General features: G+C 70.2%; 19 protein-coding genes. 8 read left to right on the forward strand and 11 right to left on the reverse strand.

Annotation, left to right across the window (positions count from 1 at the left end; genetic code table 11):
• Positions 1-3 precede the first annotated feature (3 nt).
• The 3 genes from AB6A69_RS06415 to hpt all read right to left on the reverse strand — a co-directional run bounded on the left by AB6A69_RS06415 (position 4) and on the right by hpt (position 1,295).
• Positions 4-465: a cytochrome c gene (locus AB6A69_RS06415; protein ID WP_371038934.1), complete on the reverse strand. Its 462-nt coding sequence runs from the start codon at positions 463-465 to the stop codon at positions 4-6.
• Between the two features lie 108 nt (positions 466-573).
• Positions 574-699, reverse strand: coding sequence for a hypothetical protein (locus AB6A69_RS06420; RefSeq protein ID WP_371060150.1), 126 nt, complete (start codon positions 697-699; stop codon positions 574-576).
• 59 nt (positions 700-758) lie between these two features.
• Positions 759-1,295: a hypoxanthine phosphoribosyltransferase gene (gene hpt, locus AB6A69_RS06425; protein ID WP_371055469.1), complete on the reverse strand. Its 537-nt coding sequence runs from the start codon at positions 1,293-1,295 to the stop codon at positions 759-761.
• Between the two features lie 74 nt (positions 1,296-1,369).
• Here hpt and AB6A69_RS06430 point away from each other — a divergent pair, with 74 nt between their 5' ends.
• Entirely contained in the window at positions 1,370-1,852 is a 483-nt protein-coding gene (locus AB6A69_RS06430; protein WP_371060151.1) for a type II toxin-antitoxin system RatA family toxin, read from the forward strand.
• Positions 1,853-1,854: 2 nt separating this feature from the next.
• Here AB6A69_RS06430 and AB6A69_RS06435 read toward each other — a convergent pair whose 3' ends face one another.
• Genes AB6A69_RS06435 through AB6A69_RS06445 form a run of 3 tightly spaced genes read right to left on the reverse strand, consistent with a single transcriptional unit; the run spans position 1,855 to position 3,940 of the window.
• On the reverse strand, positions 1,855-2,334 hold the full coding sequence (locus tag AB6A69_RS06435) for a CinA family protein (protein ID WP_371060152.1): 480 nt from the start codon (positions 2,332-2,334) through the stop codon (positions 1,855-1,857).
• Complete coding sequence (locus tag AB6A69_RS06440) at positions 2,331-2,822, reverse strand: phosphatidylglycerophosphatase A (RefSeq protein ID WP_371060153.1); 492 nt, start codon at positions 2,820-2,822, stop codon at positions 2,331-2,333. Before AB6A69_RS06440 ends, AB6A69_RS06435 begins: the two co-directional genes overlap by 4 nt.
• Positions 2,819-3,940 carry a bifunctional 2-C-methyl-D-erythritol 4-phosphate cytidylyltransferase/2-C-methyl-D-erythritol 2,4-cyclodiphosphate synthase gene (locus AB6A69_RS06445; RefSeq protein WP_371060154.1) on the reverse strand — a complete coding sequence of 374 codons (1,122 nt, stop codon included), beginning with the start codon at positions 3,938-3,940 and terminating at the stop codon, positions 2,819-2,821. The genes AB6A69_RS06440 and AB6A69_RS06445 overlap by 4 nt, the downstream gene beginning before the upstream one ends.
• Before the next feature lie 179 nt (positions 3,941-4,119).
• Here AB6A69_RS06445 and dusB point away from each other — a divergent pair, with 179 nt between their 5' ends.
• From dusB to AB6A69_RS06470, 5 genes are all read left to right on the forward strand, one after another.
• A complete protein-coding gene (gene dusB / locus AB6A69_RS06450) occupies positions 4,120-5,100 on the forward strand; it encodes a tRNA dihydrouridine synthase DusB (protein WP_371060155.1) in 981 nt (326 codons plus the stop codon).
• Positions 5,097-6,173, forward strand: a complete 1,077-nt coding sequence (locus tag AB6A69_RS06455) for a nitrogen regulation protein NR(II) (RefSeq protein WP_371055464.1) — start codon at positions 5,097-5,099, stop codon at positions 6,171-6,173. The genes dusB and AB6A69_RS06455 overlap by 4 nt, the downstream gene beginning before the upstream one ends.
• On the forward strand, positions 6,173-7,546 hold the full coding sequence (locus tag AB6A69_RS06460) for a response regulator (RefSeq protein ID WP_371060156.1): 1,374 nt from the start codon (positions 6,173-6,175) through the stop codon (positions 7,544-7,546). Before AB6A69_RS06455 ends, AB6A69_RS06460 begins: the two co-directional genes overlap by 1 nt.
• Positions 7,547-7,609: 63 nt before the next feature.
• Positions 7,610-9,904: an ATP-binding protein gene (locus AB6A69_RS06465; RefSeq protein WP_371060157.1), complete on the forward strand. Its 2,295-nt coding sequence runs from the start codon at positions 7,610-7,612 to the stop codon at positions 9,902-9,904.
• Positions 9,905-9,920: 16 nt separating this feature from the next.
• A complete protein-coding gene (locus AB6A69_RS06470) occupies positions 9,921-11,369 on the forward strand; it encodes a sigma-54-dependent transcriptional regulator (RefSeq protein WP_371038450.1) in 1,449 nt (482 codons plus the stop codon).
• Positions 11,370-11,408: 39 nt separating this feature from the next.
• Here AB6A69_RS06470 and AB6A69_RS06475 read toward each other — a convergent pair whose 3' ends face one another.
• The 4 genes from AB6A69_RS06475 to AB6A69_RS06490 all read right to left on the reverse strand — a co-directional run bounded on the left by AB6A69_RS06475 (position 11,409) and on the right by AB6A69_RS06490 (position 15,452).
• Complete coding sequence (locus tag AB6A69_RS06475; protein ID WP_371038449.1) at positions 11,409-12,722, reverse strand: HlyC/CorC family transporter; 1,314 nt, start codon at positions 12,720-12,722, stop codon at positions 11,409-11,411.
• Positions 12,723-12,791: 69 nt separating this feature from the next.
• A complete protein-coding gene (locus tag AB6A69_RS06480; protein ID WP_371060158.1) occupies positions 12,792-13,742 on the reverse strand; it encodes a site-specific tyrosine recombinase XerD in 951 nt (316 codons plus the stop codon).
• The gene (locus AB6A69_RS06485) at positions 13,739-15,274 is read right to left on the reverse strand and encodes a hypothetical protein (protein ID WP_371060159.1); all 1,536 of its coding nucleotides are present in this window, start codon (positions 15,272-15,274) and stop codon (positions 13,739-13,741) included. The genes AB6A69_RS06480 and AB6A69_RS06485 overlap by 4 nt, the downstream gene beginning before the upstream one ends.
• A complete protein-coding gene (locus tag AB6A69_RS06490; RefSeq protein ID WP_371060367.1) occupies positions 15,264-15,452 on the reverse strand; it encodes a hypothetical protein in 189 nt (62 codons plus the stop codon). Before AB6A69_RS06490 ends, AB6A69_RS06485 begins: the two co-directional genes overlap by 11 nt.
• A gap of 78 nt (positions 15,453-15,530) precedes the next feature.
• On the opposite strand from AB6A69_RS06490, the gene AB6A69_RS06495 reads away from it, so the two are divergent.
• Positions 15,531-16,079 (forward strand): shikimate kinase, encoded by a 549-nt coding sequence (locus AB6A69_RS06495; protein WP_371060160.1) that lies wholly within the window; start codon positions 15,531-15,533, stop codon positions 16,077-16,079.
• Positions 16,076-17,206 carry a 3-dehydroquinate synthase gene (gene aroB / locus AB6A69_RS06500; RefSeq protein ID WP_371060161.1) on the forward strand — a complete coding sequence of 377 codons (1,131 nt, stop codon included), beginning with the start codon at positions 16,076-16,078 and terminating at the stop codon, positions 17,204-17,206. The genes AB6A69_RS06495 and aroB overlap by 4 nt, the downstream gene beginning before the upstream one ends.
• Here aroB and AB6A69_RS06505 read toward each other — a convergent pair.
• Complete coding sequence (locus tag AB6A69_RS06505) at positions 17,203-17,649, reverse strand: cupin domain-containing protein (protein WP_371060162.1); 447 nt, start codon at positions 17,647-17,649, stop codon at positions 17,203-17,205. The genes aroB and AB6A69_RS06505 overlap by 4 nt on opposite strands.
• Positions 17,650-17,672 lie beyond the last annotated feature (23 nt).

Consider the following 17,672-nt stretch of genomic DNA (forward strand, 5'->3'; position numbering starts at 1 on the left):
GGATCAGTCTTCGGGCGCGCGATACTCGTCGTGGCACGCCTTGCAGGTGCCGCCGAGCTGCTGCAGGGCGGGGCCCACGGCGTCCAGCCCGTCGCCGGCGACCGCCTGCATCGCGGCGGCCTGTTCGCCGAAATCCCCCCATTTCGAGGCGAAATCGTCGAAGTTTTCCCAGATCGCCGCCTTGGCGCGCGTGCCGTCCAGCATCACCTCGTCGGTGCCTTCGGGCCAGAGCTTGCCCTGGTGCACCCCGCTGATCGCCACCAGGGAATCGGCCGCGATCTGCGCCGCCTCGGCGTCATAGTCGATCTTGCCCTGGGCCATGCCGCCCAGAACGCCGATGTTCAGCGCCATGATGCGGAACTGGCCTTGCCGCGCCTTGAGCTGCGCCGAAAAGTCGTCTTGCGCAAAAGCGGCGGGCGCGACAAGCGCGGCCGCGGCGGCCAGAGCGATCACCTTGGTCTTCATGACGTGTCTCCCTATTTGGACATGCGCGGTCAGTATGCCTGAGATGCGTAACAAATCATCAACCATTTCTGCGCGCAACGTCTGCGCGCTCCCGCACGGCCCGGCGGTTCAGCGGGGCATCGGGGTGAGGCGCGGCGGGCGGTCCATCTGCATCCAGTCGGGCAGGCCCAGCCATGTCTCGAGCGCCCAGATGACCGCGGCGAGTGCCAGCACACCCCCGACGGTCCAGCGCAACGCGCGAGAGGGCGGACGACGGGACCACCTGTAAAGCCGAAGCAGCCAGCCCAGATACATCAGGTGAAGCGCACCGCGCCGATATAGGGCAGGTTGCGGTTTCGCTGAGCGTAATCGATGCCGTAGCCCACCACGAAGGCATCTGGGATCTCGAATCCAGTCCAGTCGGCCACCACCTCCACTTCGCGTCGCGCGGGCTTGTCCAGAAGCGCGATGCTCTTGAGCCGTGCAGGCCGGCGGGAGGTCAGAAGGTTGAGAACGTGGGCCAGCGTGTGGCCCGTGTCCACGATATCCTCGACGACCAGCACGTCGCGCCCCGCGATCTTGCCGCGAAGGTCTTTCAGGATACGCACCTCGCGGCTCGATTCGGTGGAGTTGCCGTAAGAGGACGTCTCCATGAAATCGACCTCCACCGGCAGATCGAGTTCGCGCACGAGATCGGCGATGAACACGAAGGAGCCGCGCAAAAGCCCCACGACCACCAGCTTGTCGGTGCCCGCGAAGGCGCGCTCGATCTCGTGGGCGAGCGCCTCGATGCGCGCCGCGATGGCCTTCGCCGAGATCAGCTCGTCGATGACATAAGGCCGCTCCGCCATGCCTGCCCCTTGATTTTCCGGCCGCACCATACGACATGGGCGGCCACTGTCACGGAGGAAATCGGCCCCAAGGCATGCCAACCCATTCCGAAACCCGCACGCTGCCCTACAGCGCAGCGCAGATGTACGACCTGGTGGCCGACGTCGCGCGCTATCCCGAGTTCCTGCCATGGACGGCCGCGGCCCGGGTGCGCTCGCGCCGCCCCGTGACGTCGCCCGACGGCGAGACGGGCGAGATCATGGAGGCCGATCTCGTCATCTCGTTCAAGGTGTTCCGGGAGCGGTTCGGCAGCCGCGTGACGCTCTGGCCCGACACGCGGCGGATCGACACGGAATATCTCGACGGCCCGTTCCGCCACATGCACTCCAACTGGAAATTCCGCGACAGGCCCGAGGGGTGCGAGGTGAGCTTCCAGGTGGATTTCGAGTTCAAGAACCGGATCATGCAGCGTGCCGCGGGGCTCTTCTTCTACGAGGCGATGCAGCGGATCGTGCGCGCGTTCGAGGCGCGGGCCTATGACCTTTACGGCAGCCCCGGCACGGCCACGGTGGGCTAGGGTCAGGGCGCGCCGTCGACCACCGCGTCGAGCATCGACATGGCGTGATCCACCGACGCGCGGCGCACGTTCTCGCGACCGAGCGGGCCGAACTCCACCGTCTGGATCAGCGTTTTGCGCCCCTCCACGGCGAGCGCGAAACAGACGCGGCCCTCGGGCTTCGTCTCGGATCCGCCCGGCCCGGCGATGCCGGTGATGGCGATCGCGACATCGGCGTGCGCCCGTGCGAGCGCGCCTTCGGCCATCTCGCGCGCCACCGCCTCGCTCACCGCGCCCTGGGCCGCGAGCGTCTCGGCCTCCACGCCCAGCATCTCCTGCTTGGCGCGGTTGGAATAGGTGACGAAGCCCCGTTCGAAGACGTGGGAACTGCCCGGCTGCTCGGTGATGCGCGCCGAAAGCAGGCCCCCCGTGCAGCTTTCCGCCGTCGTGACGCGACGGCCCGCATCGCGGTAGCGCATGACGAGGGTCTGCTGCGTGATCATCGCATCATCACTCCATGGGCGAAGGCGGCAAGAAGGACCACGCCGAGCCCGGCAAGGACGCCTGCGAGGATGTCGTCGAGCATGACGCCCGTCGCGCCGTGGCGCCGGTCCGCCCAGCCGACCGGCCCGGGCTTCAGTATATCGAAGAAACGGAAAAGGAGGAAGGCGGCGAGCCAGCCCGGCCAGAGCGCCGTCACCGGCAGGCCGAGAAGCGTGGCGCCCGCCGAGACTGGCCAGATTGCGATCCATTGGCCCACGACTTCGTCCACGACGAATTCCGAGGGGTCGTCCTCCGGCCGGCCCGAGAGCTCCGCCGCCACCGCGCGCCATCCCAGCGCGGCCACGGCGACCGTGGCCAGCGCGAGCAGGGCGAAGCCGCCCAGCGCGTGAAGCGCCCAGGCCATGGGCAGGGCCGCGGCAGAGGCCCAGGTGCCCGGGCCCGGGCGCAGGTGGCCCAGCCCGAAGACGGTGGCGACGAGCCGGTTCATGGCCGCACCAGGGCGGCCGTCGCGATCGCGGCGATGCCCTCCTCCCGGCCGGTGAAGCCCAGCCCCTCGCTGGTGGTGGCCTTCACGCTCACGCAGACGGGATCCATCCCCGCGATGCGCGCGAGTTCGGTCTGCATTTCAGTGGCATGCGGCCCGATCTTCGGGCGCTCGCACACCAGCGTGCAATCGATGTTGGCGATCCGCCAGCCGCGCTTCGCCACGAGATCCGCGGCATGGGCGAGGAAGATGTGGCTCGCCGCGCCTTTCCATTGCGGGTCCGATGGCGGGAAATGCCGGCCGATGTCGCCCTCGGCCAGCGCGCCGTAAAGCGCGTCGGTGACCGCGTGCATCCCCACATCCGCATCCGAATGGCCCTCCAACCCCTTGCCATGCGGCACTTTCACGCCGCACAGCATCACGTGGTCGCCGGGGCCGAAACGGTGCACGTCGTAGCCATTCCCGAGCCGAAGCTGCATTCCCGTCATCTCCCGTTCGGCCCGCGCGAAATCCTCGGGCGCGGTGATCTTCAGGTTGGCCTCCTCGCCCGGGACGATCGCGACCTCGAGGCCCGCGGCGCGCGCAACCTCCACATCGTCGGCGGCCGTGCCGTCATGGTGCCGGTGGGCGGCCAGGATCGGAGCGAGGCGGAAGCCCTGCGGCGTCTGCGCCCGCCAGAGGCCCTCGCGAGATGCGGTTCCCGCGACCCGGCCCGCCGCCCCGCGCCACAGCGCATCGGTCACGGGCAGGGCGGGTGCCGCGGCGTCCGCGGTCGCAAGGGCCGCGATCACCCGGTCGATCACCGCGGCCGACACGCCGGGGCGCGCGACGTCATGGATCAGCACATGGGTGACATCGCTGCCGCCGAGCGCCTCGAGCCCCGCCCGGACGGAGGCCGCGCGCGTCGCGCCGCCCTCGACGAGCCGGACGCCCCCGGGGGCGAGCGCCCGGTCCCCGTGATGGATGACGAGCATGGTTTCGGCGACGCGGGGATGGCGTGCGAACGCGGCGACGGCCCAGTCGACAACGCGCCGCCCGGCGAGCGGGCGCCATTGCTTCGGCGTCCCCCCGCCCGCGCGCGAACCGCGTCCCGCGGCGACGATGATGGCGGCGATGCGCATGGCGTCTCCCGGCTTTGCCTGCCGGTTGTCTAGGCGCTGCTTCGACGCAAGGCAATGTCCCGGCGTCGAGCGCCCAAGAAATGGGCAGACGGCGGGTGGCACGGGTCAAAAGCGTCGCGGGCAACTTGTCCATCGCCTTGGCACGGGTTAGCTGGAGGGCGTGCACAAGGATTAGGCAGTTGAGCATTACTCTGGCAGGGCGCACCCTCGACCCACCCGTGTTCCTCGCCCCCATGGCGGGCATCACCGATCGGCCCTATCGCGATCTGGTGGCCTCTTTCGGCGCGGGCCTCGTGGTGAGCGAGATGGTGGGCAGCCAGGAAATGGTGCAGGCGAAACCGGGGGTGCGCGAGCGTGCGGAACTGGGCTTCGACCGGGCGGGCACCGCCGTGCAGCTTGCCGGGCGCGATCGCCGGTGGATGGCGGACGCCGCGCGGATGGTGGAAGCCAACGGCGCGCGCCTGATCGACATCAACATGGGGTGTCCCGCCAAGAAGGTGGTGGGCGGGCTGTCGGGCTCTGCGCTTCTGCGAGAGCCCGAGCGCGCGCTCCGCCTGATCGAGGCGGTTGTCGGCGCGGTATCGGTGCCGGTCACGCTCAAGACCCGTCTGGGCTGGGACGAGCAGTGCCTCAACGCGCCGGAGATCGCGCGGCGGGCCGAGGCGGCGGGCGTGCAGATGATCACGATCCACGGGCGCACGCGGTGCCAGTTCTACAAGGGACGTGCCGACTGGCGCGCCATCGCGCACGTCCGGGCCGCGGTTCGCATCCCGGTGATCGCCAACGGAGACATCACCGGGGCGGAGAGCGCGCGCGCCGCGCTCCGCGCCTCGGGCGCGGACGGCGTGATGGTGGGGCGCGGCGCGCAGGGGCGGCCCTGGCTTCTGGCGCAGATCGCCGCGCGCCTGGCTGGGCGGCCGCTGCCGGCGGCCCCCGACGGGCGGGAGCTTTCCGATCTGGTGGCAAGGCATTACGAGGCAATGCTGAGCTTTTACGGCAACGAGATCGGCGGGCGTGTCGCGCGCAAGCATCTGGGCTGGTACATGGACGGCGCCGGAACCGCGCCCGCCCTGCGCCGCGCCGTCCTGACCGGTGCGCCGCGAGAGGTGCTGGCGTATCTGCCCGAGGCGCTCGCCCCGCGCGAAAGGCGCGCGGCATGAGCCTCGACGGGCCGATCTGGAACTCGCTGCCGGTGCCCGCCGTCCTGATCGACGCGGCGGATCGGATCAGCGCGGCAAATCCCGCCGCCGAAGGGTTCTTCAACACCTCCGCGAAGTCCCTGTCCGGCCAGCCGGTCTGGGACAGGCTGGCCGTGGACGCCCCGATCGAGGAAAGCTTCCAGCGGGCGCGCCGCGACAACGCCACGCTTTTCGTCAACGACGTCGACGTCGGCACGGGCGAGCGGCCTCCGCTTCAGTGCAACCTCCAGATCGCGCCGCTGTCGGGCGCGCCGGGGGCGATGGTCCTGCTGATCGCGCCGCGCGAGCTGGCCGGGCGCATGACCGTCAGCCATTCGGTGAAGTCCGCCGCGAAATCGGCCATCGGCATGGCCGAGATGCTCGCCCACGAGATCAAGAACCCGCTGGCCGGGATCGCCGGGGCCGCCCAGCTTCTGTCGATGAACCTCGGCGCGGACGACCTTGAACTTACGGATCTTATCGTTGCCGAGACACGCCGCGTCGTGAAGCTGCTCGAACAGGTCGAACAGTTCGGAAACGCCACGCCGCCCGATCTCAGGCCGCTCAACATCCACGACGTGCTCGATCGCGCGCGGCGCTCGGCGCTTCTGGGTTTCGGCGCCCACATGACGATCGTCGAGGATTACGACCCCTCGCTGCCGCAGGCGCTCGGCGATCCCGACCAGTTGCTTCAGGTGTTTCTCAATCTCCTGAAGAACGCCTCCGAGGCCGCCGGGCGCGAGGGCGGCACGATCCGTCTGCACACCTATTTCGAGCACAGTTTCAAGTTGCGCCGGGCCGATGGCGGCGGCCAGGCGCTGCCCCTGCAGATCGAGGTGATCGACGACGGCCCCGGCCTGCCCGGAGAGCTGGCCGGCGACATCTTCGAGCCCTTCGTCTCGGGCCGCGACAACGGCACGGGGCTGGGCCTCGCCCTCGTCAGCAAGATCGTCTCGGATCACGGCGGCTGGATCTCGGTCAGCTCCGTGCCCGGACGCACCGTCTTTCGCATATCGCTCGCCCGCGCGCCCCAACCCAGGAAGGAGACCCCCTGATGGACGGCACCGTTCTCGTCGCCGACGACGACCGCACGATCCGCACCGTGCTGACGCAGGCGCTGACGCGCGCGGGATGCAAGGTGCACGCCACCTCCTCGCTGACGACGCTCTTGCGCTGGGTGAGCGAGGGGAAGGGCGACGTGGTCATCTCGGACGTGATGATGCCCGACGGGAACGGGCTCGAGATGCTGCCGAAGATCGCCCAGGATCGCCCGGATCTGCCGGTCATCGTGATCTCGGCGCAGAACACGATCATGACGGCGATCCAGGCCGCGGAGGCGGAAGCCTACGACTACCTGCCGAAGCCCTTCGACCTGCCGGACCTGATGAAGCGCACCGCCCGCGCGCTCGAGACGCGCCGCCGCGCTCCGTCGGTGCCGGTGGACGACGTGCCCGCCGAGGACGGCGAGCTGCCGCTGGTCGGGCGCACGCCCGCCATGCAGGCACTCTACCGCCTGGTGGCGCGGGTAATGAACGCCGACATACCGGTCCTCATCACCGGCGAATCGGGCACCGGGAAATCGCTGATCGCCCGGGCCATCCACGATTTCTCGGACCGCCGCACGCTGCCCTTCGTCACCGTCGCCGCGGCAGACCTGCGCGAGCTCGAGGGTCCGGCGCGGGTGCTTGCGCGGGTCAAGGGCGGCACGCTTCTGCTCGACGAGATCGCGGATTTCGAGGACGACGTGCAGGCGCGCATCGTGCGCATGATGGATGCGCCGGGCGAGCATGTGCCGCGGTTCATGGCCACCTCGCAGGCGGACCTGGCCGCCGCGATGGAGGAGGGCGGGCTGCGCCGGGATCTCTATTACCGCCTCACCGGGGCCACCCTGCACGTCCCGGCGCTGCGCGAGCGGGTGGAGGACATCGCGCTGCTGGCCGAGCATTTCCTTGCCCGCGCCGAGCGCGAAGGTGCGCCGCGGCGGCGATTTTCCGAGGACGCGGAAGAGCTTGTCCGCCTCTACAGCTGGCCGGGGAACGTGCGCCAGCTCGAGAACGCGGTCCGCAGGCTGAGCCTGACCTCGCGCGCCGAGGAGATCTCGCGCGCCGAGGTCGAACAGGTCCTTGGCGATCAGCCGGGCACCGAGCCGGTCCTGCAAGGCCGGGGGGCCGACGGCGAGAAGCTCTCGGCCTCGGTGGCGCGCCACCTGCGGCGCTATTTCGACCTGCATGGCGCGATGCTGCCGCCGCCCGGCCTTTACCAGCGCGTCCTGCGCGAGGTGGAGGCGCCGCTCATCGAGATCGCGCTCGACGCCACGGGCGGAAACCAGGCCAAATGCGCCGACCTTCTCGGCATCAATCGCAATACGCTTCGCAAGAAGGTCAACGACCTCGAGATTCGCGTGACACGGCGCCGCAAATTGATGTAAAAGGGCAACAGACCCGTGGCCCCGGCGCGGCAGCCCCGCTGTCCGCACCGGCAGGACCACAAAATGTGGCGGTGCGGTGCCCTGTGGCGCCGAGAGCAGGCGAGGACAGTCGTGGCCTTTGGGGCACAGCGCTTGAGTTGGAGCCGGGTGAACCGGCTGCGCCGTCAGCGGCGGGTGCAGAATGCCGCGACGCTCGGCCTGGTGATCCTGGGCCCCGTGCTCGCGCTGGTCACCTTCCTCGTTCTGGGGCCGTTCGACCAGGGCGCGGCGTCGCTCGGCCTGCGTCTCGTGCTGCTGGCCGATCTCGTCTACGTCCTCGTCGTGGCCGCGCTGGTGCTGCAGCGTGTGGTGCAGATGATCGCGGCACGGAGGGCGCAGTCGGCCGGATCGCGGCTGCACCTGCGGCTGACCGGCGTCTTCGCGCTGATGGCGCTCATCCCGACGGTCAGCGTGGCCGTCTTCGCCGGCCTCACCGTCAATATCGGCCTCGAGGGATGGTTTTCCGACCGGGTGCGCAGCGTGCTGGGCTCGAGCCTCGCCGCCGCGCAGGCCTACGAGGAAGAGCACCGCCGCGACCTTGCCGAGGATGCGGGCGCGCTCGCCCGTTATCTCGAATCCGACAATCGCGCCACCTTCCTCATGAGCGACGGCGACCTGCGCGTTCTGCTCGCCCAGGGGCAGGCGCAGATCCAGCGCGGGCTGCGCGAGGCCTACGTGATCGACGGCGCGGGAGAGATCCGCGCCCGGGGCGAACGCTCCTACCTCTTCGATTACGAAGAACCGGCGCGCGCGGCCTTCGACATGGCGGCCGCGGAAGGCGTGGCGATCGTGGAGGACTGGGACAACAACGAGTTCCGCGCCCTCGTGCCGCTGACCCGTTTCGCCGACCGCTATCTTTACGTCAGCCGCGAGGTGGACGGGGAGCTTCTGAGCCTGCTCGACGAGACGCAGGAGACCGTGCGGCTCTACCAGCAGCTCGAAAGCGAACGCGGCCGGGTGCTCTTCGAGTTCGGGCTTCTCTACCTCGGCTTCGCGGTAATCCTCATCCTGGCGTCGGTCTGGCTGGGGCTCTGGTTCGCCGAGCGGCTGTCGCGGCCGGTGGGCCGGCTTGCGGGGGCGGCGCAGCGTGTGGGCTCCGGCGATCTGGACGTTCAGGTCCGGGAGGAAGAGGGCGACGACGAGATCGCCATGCTGGGGCGGTATTTCAACCAGATGACCCGGCAGCTCAAGATCCAGCGCGAGAAGCTGCTCGACAACACGCGCCAGATCGAGCGTCGCCGCCGGTTGTTCGACTCGGTTCTGAGCTCGGTCACCTCGGGCGTCGTCGGCGTGGACGCGACGGGCCGCGTGGCCTTCGTCAACCGCTCCGCCGAGCGGCTTCTGGGCTGGGAGGAAAACCGCCGCCTCGTGCCCATTTCCGTCGCGGTGCCGGAATTCGGCGAGCTGTTCGAGCGGGTGCGCTCGGGCCGCGCCGAGGTGGCCCAGGAAGAGATCAAGGTCTCGCGCGGGGGCCGGCTGGAGAACCTGCTGGTCCGCATCGCCCCCCGGCGCCGGGAGGATGGAAGCCTGGAAGGGTTCGTGGTGGCCTTCGACGACGTGACGGATCTCGTGGCGGCGCAGCGTCTCGCCGCCTGGGGCGACGTGGCGCGCCGCATCGCCCACGAGATCAAGAACCCGCTCACCCCGATCCAGCTCTCGGCAGAGCGCATTCGCCGCAAGTTCCGCAAGGGGTTGTCGGAGGAGGAGGCCGCGCAGCTCGACGCGATGACCGAGGTGATCGTGCGCCAGACCGACGATCTGAGGCGCATCGTCGACGAGTTCTCGAAATTCGCCCGGATGCCGGAGCCAGAGCGGCGCAGCGAGGACCTTGTCGCGCTGGTGCGCGACGCCGCGCTGTTGCAGGAGGCCGGTCAGCCGGGCGTGCGCTTCGACATCGCGCTGCCCGAGACGCCTTTGATCGCCGAGCTGGACGCCACCATGATCGGGCAGGCGCTGACGAACCTGATCAAGAACGCCGGTGAAGCGATTGAAACACTGCAGGAAACAGGCGCGCCCGACGGGCACGTTCCGGAAATCCGCGTGTCGCTGGAGGCCAAGGGCGGCTGGGCGACGGTGCGCCTTGCCGACAACGGGGTGGGGCTGCCGGAGGACCGTGCGCGGCTTTTCGAGCCTTACGTGACCACCCGCGAGAAGGGCACCGGCCTCGGCCTGCCCATCGTGAAGAAGATCATCGAGGAGCATGGCGGCACCCTCACGCTGGAGGACGCGCCGGCCTTCGACGGCTCGGAGCACCGCGGCGCGATGGCCGTGATCCGCCTGCCGCTGGCCGGGGGCGCGCGGGCGGCGGCCGCAGAATAAGAGGAGAGGCAAGGGCATGAGTGACATCCTGATTGTGGACGACGAGCGCGACATTCGCGAACTGATCGCGGACATTCTGGAGGACGAGGGCTACGCGACCCGGCGGGCGGGCAACTCCGAGGAGGCGATGGCGGCGATCAACGCCGAGCCGCCCGGGCTTCTGATCCTCGACATCTGGCTGAAGGACAGCCGGATGGACGGGATCGACATCCTGAAAAGCGTGCGGCGCGACAACCCGGACGTGCCGGTGGTCATCATCTCGGGTCACGGCAACATCGAGATCGCGGTGGCGGCGATCAAGCAGGGCGCCTACGACTTCATCGAGAAGCCGTTCAACATCGACCAGCTCATGGTGGTGATCCGCCGCGCGATGGAAACCTCGCGGCTGCGCCGCGAGAACCAGAGCCTGAAGCGCCGCGACGCCCGCGAGACGCAGATGATCGGTGAAAGCCCGGCCTTCCGCGCGCTGCTGGGCCAGCTCGACAAGGTCACGAAATCCAACGGGCGGGTGATGCTGACCGGCCCCGCGGGTGCAGGCAAGGAGGTGGCCGCACGCTATGTCCACGCCCGGTCGGGCCGCGCGCAGGCGCCGTTCGTCACGGTGAATTGCGCCTCGATCGCGCCCGAGCGCATGGAAGAGGTGCTTTTCGGCCGCGAGACCACCGACCGCGGGGTGGAGCCCGGCCTGCTGGAGCAGGCGCATGGCGGCGTTCTATACTTCGACGAGGTGGCGGACATGCCGCTCGGCACCCAGTCGAAGATCCTGCGCGTCATGGTGGACCAGACCTTCCAGCGCGTGGGGGGCGCCGACAAGGTGCGCGTCGATCTGCGCGTGATCTCCTCCACCAACCGCGACCTCGAGGCCGAGATCGGCGCGGGCCGCTTCCGGCAGGAACTCTATCACCGCCTCAACGTGGTGCCGATCTCGGTGCCCGCGCTCGAGGACCGGCGCGAGGATATCCCGCTGCTCGCGCGGCATTTCGTGGACGAGATCCACCAGGCGCAGGGCCTTCCGCGCCGCGAGCTCACCGACGAGGCGGTGGCGCTCATGCAGACGATGATCTGGCCCGGAAACGTGCGCCAGCTCAAGAATCTGGTCGAGCGGGTTCTCATCCTCGGCGACGGGTCCGGGCCCATCGCCGCGCACGAACTGCCCCAGGAAGTTGCGCCGGGCACCGCCGAGGACGGGCGCGTGGTGCTTTCGGGCGCGGTGGCCACGATGCCGCTGCGCGAGGCGCGCGAGGCGTTCGAGCGCGAGTATCTTCTGACCCAGATCAATCGCTTCGGTGGCAACATCTCGCGCACGGCGAGCTTCGTCGGGATGGAACGCAGCGCGCTGCACCGCAAGCTGAAATCCCTTGGCGTGGTCACCGGATCCAAGTCCGGCGCCCGGGTGGCGCATGTGAACGACGAGGACGAGTTGGAGGAGGACGCGCCGAGCGCTGCCGCGAGCAGGGCAGGCTGACGCGCGCGGTCCCGCCCATGGCCGCCGCCCGGAGCGGGCTCAGAGCGGGCGGATCTTGAGTTTCGTGATGCGGTTGTCCTTGCGGCCGGTCACTTCGAAGCGGAAGCCGTGGAAGGAAAAGACCTGTCCCACGGTGGGGATCATCTGCGCCTCGTGGATGACCAGCCCCGCCACGGTATTGGCCTCTTCGTCGGGCAGCGACCACTCCGTGGCGCGGTTCAGGTCGCGGATCGTCATCGAGCCGTCCACGATGTAGTTGCCGTCCTCGGCCTTGCGGATCGTGTGGTCGCCGTCGGGATCGAACTCGTCTGTGATCTCGCCCACGATTTCCTCGAGGATATCCTCGAGCGTGATCAGCCCCTCGATGGAGCCGTATTCGTCCACCACCAGCGCGAAATGCGACCGCCGCCGCAGGAATTCCCGGATCTGGTCGTCGAGCGCCGTGGTGTCGGGAATGAAGTAGGGCTCCATCATCACCTCGGCGATGTCGAAGGACTGGAGCGTCGTGGTCAGCGTGGCCTCTTCGGGGGCGGACATGCGCTTGTAGAGCGTGCGCAGCAGATCCTTGGCATGGACGACGCCCACGATGTTTTCGGGCTCGCCGCGATAGACGGGCAGGCGGGTGTGGCTGCTTTCGAGGCACTGGCGCAGAACCTCGGAAGGCTCCGCCTCGGCGTCCAGCATCTCGATGCGCGACCGGTGGAGCATGATCTCCTCCACCGTGCGTTCTCCCAGATCGAGCGCGCCCAGGATGCGGTCGCGGTCCTCCTTCTCGACCACGCCCTCGGAGTGGCCGAGATGGAGCGCGCCGGCGATCTCCTCGCGCACGGCGAGGATATGGCTGTCGGGGTCGGTCTTCACGCCGAACAGGCGCAGCACCCCGCGCACCAGCAAGCGCACCGCGGACACGATCGGCGAGAACACCCGTACGATCACGCGGATGATCGGCGCCACGAGCGACGCCGCCGCCTCGGAGTTGGTGATCGCGTAGGTCTTGGGCAGCACTTCCGCGAAGATCAGCACCAGCAGCGTCATTACCAGCGTGGCCAGCGCCACGCCGGACTCTCCGAAAAGCTTGGTGAAGAGCGCGGTGGCGAGCGAGGCGGCCAGGATGTTGACGAGGTTGTTGCCCAGCAGCACCGACCCGATCAGCCGCTCGTTGTCCTCGGTGATCTCGAGCGCGAGTTCGGCCCCGCGAGAGCCCTTGTCGGCGCGCGCGCGGAGCTTCCCCCGCGAGGCCGCCGTCAGCGCCGTCTCGGAGCCCGAGAAGAAGGCCGACAGCATGAGCAGCAGGATGATGCCCCCGGAGGTCAGCCAGAAGGCGGTGTCGATCATGGATTGTGCGGGATCCATCCTCGGGTCCGTTGATGCGTGGTGAAGCGATGTCTCTTATGAGGCCCGCGGCGTGACCGTGCAAGCCGCTCAGCTGTCGCGGGCGAGCGGGTGATGCTGCAGCACAAGGCTCCGCAGGCGCTCCTCCAGGACATGGGTGTAGATCTCGGTGGTCGACAGGTCCGCGTGGCCCAAAAGCGTCTGGATCACGCGCAGATCCGCCCCGCCCTCGAGCAGGTGCGTGGCGAAGGCGTGACGCAGCGTGTGTGGCGACACGCGCTCGGCCGGCACGCCGGCGGCGCGGGCAAGTTCCTTCACGATCAGGAAGAACCGCTCGCGCGTGAGGTGCCCCGACCTGGCGCGCGAGGGAAAGAGACAGGGCGAGTCCGGCTGCCCGGCCTCGGCGCCCCGCGCCGCCGCCGCGTCGCGCAGCGCGAGCCAGCGGGCGAGCGCGTCGCGCGCGGGCGGCGAGAGCGGAACCATGCGTTCCCGCCCGCCCTTGCCACGCACCAGCAGCATCCGCGGGTCCCCGCGCGCCGCGGCGACGGGCAGCGCCACAAGCTCGCTCACCCGCATGCCCGTGGCGTAGAGAAGCTGCATCAGGCAGGCGTTGCGGGCGCGTTCCGCCGCGTCGCGGCCGGTGGTATCGGCGGCCGCGAGCATCCGGTCGACCTCGTCATGCGACAGCGTCTTGGGCAGGCGGCGCGCCCGGGCAGGTCCATCGAGGCGCAGCGCGGGATTGTCGCCGCGCCAGCCTTCCTCGTGGATGAAGCGAAAAAGCTGCCGGATGGACGAAAGCCTGCGGGCGCGGGTCGCGGCGGAAAGCCCCTCGGCCTCGCAGGCAACGAGGTAGGCCTCGATGTCGGCCTTCTCCGCACCGGCCGTGTCGGTGCCCCGCCCCGCCAGCCACCCGGCGAAATCCCGCAGGTCGCGGTCGTAGGCGCGAAGCGTGTTCGGGGCGGCGCCCCGCTCCGCCGCCTGCGCGTCGAGAAACGCCGAGATCCGGCGCCGATCCCTTTGGGCGGGGGCGGAGCCCGTCATCGCGCGGGCGCCAGCAGCATGGCCTGCAACGCGGCCTGCCGCGCCGTGTCCTCGAGGCCGACCGCGCGCAACGTCGCCAGCGCGTCGGCGAGATCGGGCAGGTCGCCCGCGATCCCCGCGGAATAGAGCGCCATGGCGCGCAGGATGGCCTCTCCGAGGCGCCCCTCGGAAAGCTGCCGCGCGAGCGCGTCCGGCGGCGCCCGGTCGAAGCCACGCGTCACCGCTTGGGCGCGCGACGAGGGGGCCGCGACGCGCGCGGGTCTGCCCTCGGCCAGGGCGGCGAGGAACCGCGCCTCGTCCGTGTCCGGCACGCGGCCCCGCGCCACCGCCTCGTAATCGGGCGAGAGCAGTCCCGCGGAAAACGCGATCCGGCCGGCCGCGCCGTCGAGCGACAGGGCGGCAAGGCGCGCCCCGAAGAGCCGCGCGAATGGCACCGCGAGATCCGCGTCGCGCATCGCGCGCCACGCGGGCGGTAGCGCCGCGCCGACGGCCGCCACCTCGCCCGTCTCGAGCGCCGCGTCGAGCCGTTGCACCGCCGCGACGCGATCCCAGACCCCGCCCGAGGCGGCCGGCTGGTGACGCATGTAGATGCCGATGAGCCGGTTCTCGGAAATCGCCCCCATCCGTGCGAGGCGTTCGGCGGCGTCAAGCTGCGCCTTCCAGCCCAGATCCCCCGAAAGCGCCGCCACCGAGAACGGGCGGGGCAGGGCCGAGGGCGGCAGCGGCGCGCCGATCGCCTCGCGCAGGCGGTAGTCCAGCGCGTCCGGCTGCGGCCCCGGCGGCAGCTCCGGCGCCGCCAACGCCTCGGGATCGAGGAAACGGCGCAGGAGATCCGCCTCGACCGGCGTGAGGGCATCGAGCACCGCCGCCGCCTCCAGCGTGGCCGACGCGCTGTCCCAGCGCCCCTGCCGGGCGAGGCAGAACACGCGCGCCCCGTAGTCGGGCGCGGCGGCGGCGTGACGCTCAAGGCCGCCGCAGGCCGCCACCGGATCGCCGGCCAGAAGCGCGAGGTCGAACCACCGCGCGGCCAGCGCCGGCGAGGACGGACCTGCACGCTCGACGAGTGCGAGCGCGGGCTCCACCGCGCCGAGCGCGTGGAGCTTGTCGATCCGCGCGAGAAGCAGGCGCGCCTCGGGCCCCGCGTCGGCGGGCGGCGCGGCCTCGGCCAGGAGCAGCGAATAAAGCAGCGCCTGCATGGCGGGCTGACCCTCGACGCGCTGCGCGGCGATCAGATCGATCAGGGTTCGGGTGGCGCTGGCCTGCCACAGCGTCGCGGGAAACCCCGTGACGTTGGTCGGCAGAAGGCCCACGGCGTCGGGTGACAGCGCGCCGAGCGGGCTGACCGCGATGTCGGGCACGCCGGCGCTGCGTGCGATCGGCGGTTCGCCGCCCATGGGGCCGGACGAGCGCTCCATCGGGGCGCGGGTCATCTCCTCCAGCCATTCGATCGCCGCCATGGGCTCCTGCGCCGCGCCCGGCATGGGCGCGAGCAGCGCAAGCGCGGCAAGGGCGCCGGCGACCCTATTGCACATCGATGATCACCGGTTCGCGCCGTTCCTTGGCGGGCGCGGAGAAGTCCGCGCCGAAGAACGGCCCGATATAGGCGTATGCCACCACGCCGATCGCCGCGAGCACCGCGAGATAGACCAGCCATTTGAGAAGACGCCACATGCCCTTGACCTGCCTGCCTGTTCGGGTGTTGTGGAACATATATGGCAAATTCGGCAGGCACACGACAGTGCCCCTGAGCGATTGCGTTTCGGCGAGGGATGGCTGAAAGGGGCGCAGATGGGCAGGACACTCGGCAAGACGGTGGTCATGGTCGGCATGATGGGCGCGGGCAAGACCGCGGTCGGCAAGGCGCTCGCGCATCGGTTGGGCGTGCCCTTCCGCGATTGCGACGCCGAGATAGAGGCCGCCGCGAACCGCACCGTGGCAGAGATCTTCGCCCGCGACGGCGAGCCGTTCTTCCGCGAGAAGGAAAGCCGGGTGCTCGAGCGGCTGCTTCAGGACGCCCCGGGCGTCCTGTCCACCGGCGGCGGCGTGTTCCTGTCCGCGCGCAACCGCGCCCTCATTGCGGCGCAGGGCGTGTCCGTCTGGCTGCGCGCCGACCGGGCGCTGCTCTGGCAGAGGGTGCGCAACAAGGACACCCGCCCGCTTCTGCGCACCGCGGATCCGCGCGCGACGCTCGATGATCTTTGCGCGCGCCGCGAGCCCGAATACGCCAAGGCCGACGTGGTCGTCGACAGCGCCGCCGACCGCTCCATCGAGGAGATGGCCGCGCGGGTGGAGGCGGCGCTGCTGGACCGGCCCGATCTCTGGGAGGATCCCGAATGAGCAGGATCGAGACCGTTGCCGTCGCGCTCGGCGCGCGAAGCTACGACATCCGCATCGGTCCGGGCCTCGTCGCCCGCGCGGGAGCGGAGATCGGCCCGCTGCTCGCGCGCCCGCACGTTGCCGTCATCACCGACGAGACGGTGGCCGCGCATCATCTCGACGCGCTTCGCGCGGGGCTCGCGGCGTCCGGCATCGGCTGCACCGCGCTCGCGCTGCCCCCCGGCGAGGCGACGAAAGGCTGGGAGCAGCTTCGCCGCGCGGTGGAGTGGCTGCTCGACGAGCGGGTGGAGCGGCGCGACGTCGTGGTGGCGCTCGGCGGCGGCGTCATCGGCGATCTGGCGGGCTTCGCTGCCGCGATCCTGCGCCGGGGCGTGCGCTTCGTGCAGGTGCCCACGACGCTGCTGGCGCAGGTGGACAGCTCCGTGGGGGGCAAGACCGCTATCAACACCGGCCATGGCAAGAACCTCGTGGGCGCGTTCCACCAGCCGAGCCTCGTGCTGGCCGACACCGGGGCGCTGTCGACCTTGCCCGCGCGCGATTTCCTCGCGGGCTACGGCGAGGTCGTGAAATACGGCCTTCTGGGCGACGCCGACTTCTTCGAGTGGCTGGAGGGCGCGGGCCCCGCCCTCGCCGCGGGCGACGAGGCCGCGCGCATCCGCGCCGTGCGCCGTTCCTGCGAGATGAAGGCCGGGATCGTCGCGCGCGACGAGACCGAGCAGGGCGATCGCGCGCTGCTCAACCTCGGCCACACCTTCTGCCATGCGCTCGAGGCGGCGACGGGCTATTCCGACCGGCTGCTCCATGGCGAGGGGGTTGCGGTGGGCTGCGCGCTCGCCTTCGAGCTCTCCGCCCGGCTCGGCCTTTGCAGCCAGGAGGAGCCAGGGCGCGTGCGCGCCCATCTTCGGGCCATGGGCATGAAGACCGATCTTTCAGACATTCCCGGGCCGCTGCCCGACGCCGATGGCCTGCTCGCGCTCATGGCGCAGGACAAGAAGGTGGTGGACGGGCGGCTGCGCTTCGTGCTGGCCCGCGGCATCGGCCGCGCCTTCGTCACCTCGGACGTCCCGCCGGAGGCGGTGCGCGGTCTCCTGGACGAGGCCCTGGCCGCGCGGGCGGCGTCGGCTTAGCCCTCTTCCACCTCGCCGTCCCAGTAGCCTACCGCCGAGTCGCGGCGGAACCAGTGCGAGAATCGCGCGAGATTGCCCGAGGCGAGGTCGCGGAAGGGCGTGCCGGCCGCCATGACGCCGTACTTGTCACCGTCGGGGTAGTGGAAGACATCCGCGGGGATCAGGGTAGAGAGCGCGAGATAGCGCCTCTCCCGATCGCCCGTATTCTCGATCTGGAAGGGGATGCCGGTACCGGCGCGGATGAACACCACGTCGAGGGGCTTCAGCGCGTGATCCTCCTCCCCGTGGTGGAGCACGCCGATGCCGTCGAAAATCACGAAGAGGTCATGGTTCACGTAGTGGTAGTGCCGCGGGAAAGCCTTGGAGCGTGGCGGCACCACGGTGAGGTTGATGCCGAGGCCCTCGGTGGCGAGAGCGTCCGATGAAGGCGAAGCGCGCCTCAAACTCGCCGCGCCGCGGGTTTGCG

This window comes from Rhodosalinus sp. 5P4 (assembly GCF_041365695.1).
GTDB lineage: Bacteria > Pseudomonadota > Alphaproteobacteria > Rhodobacterales > Rhodobacteraceae > Rhodosalinus.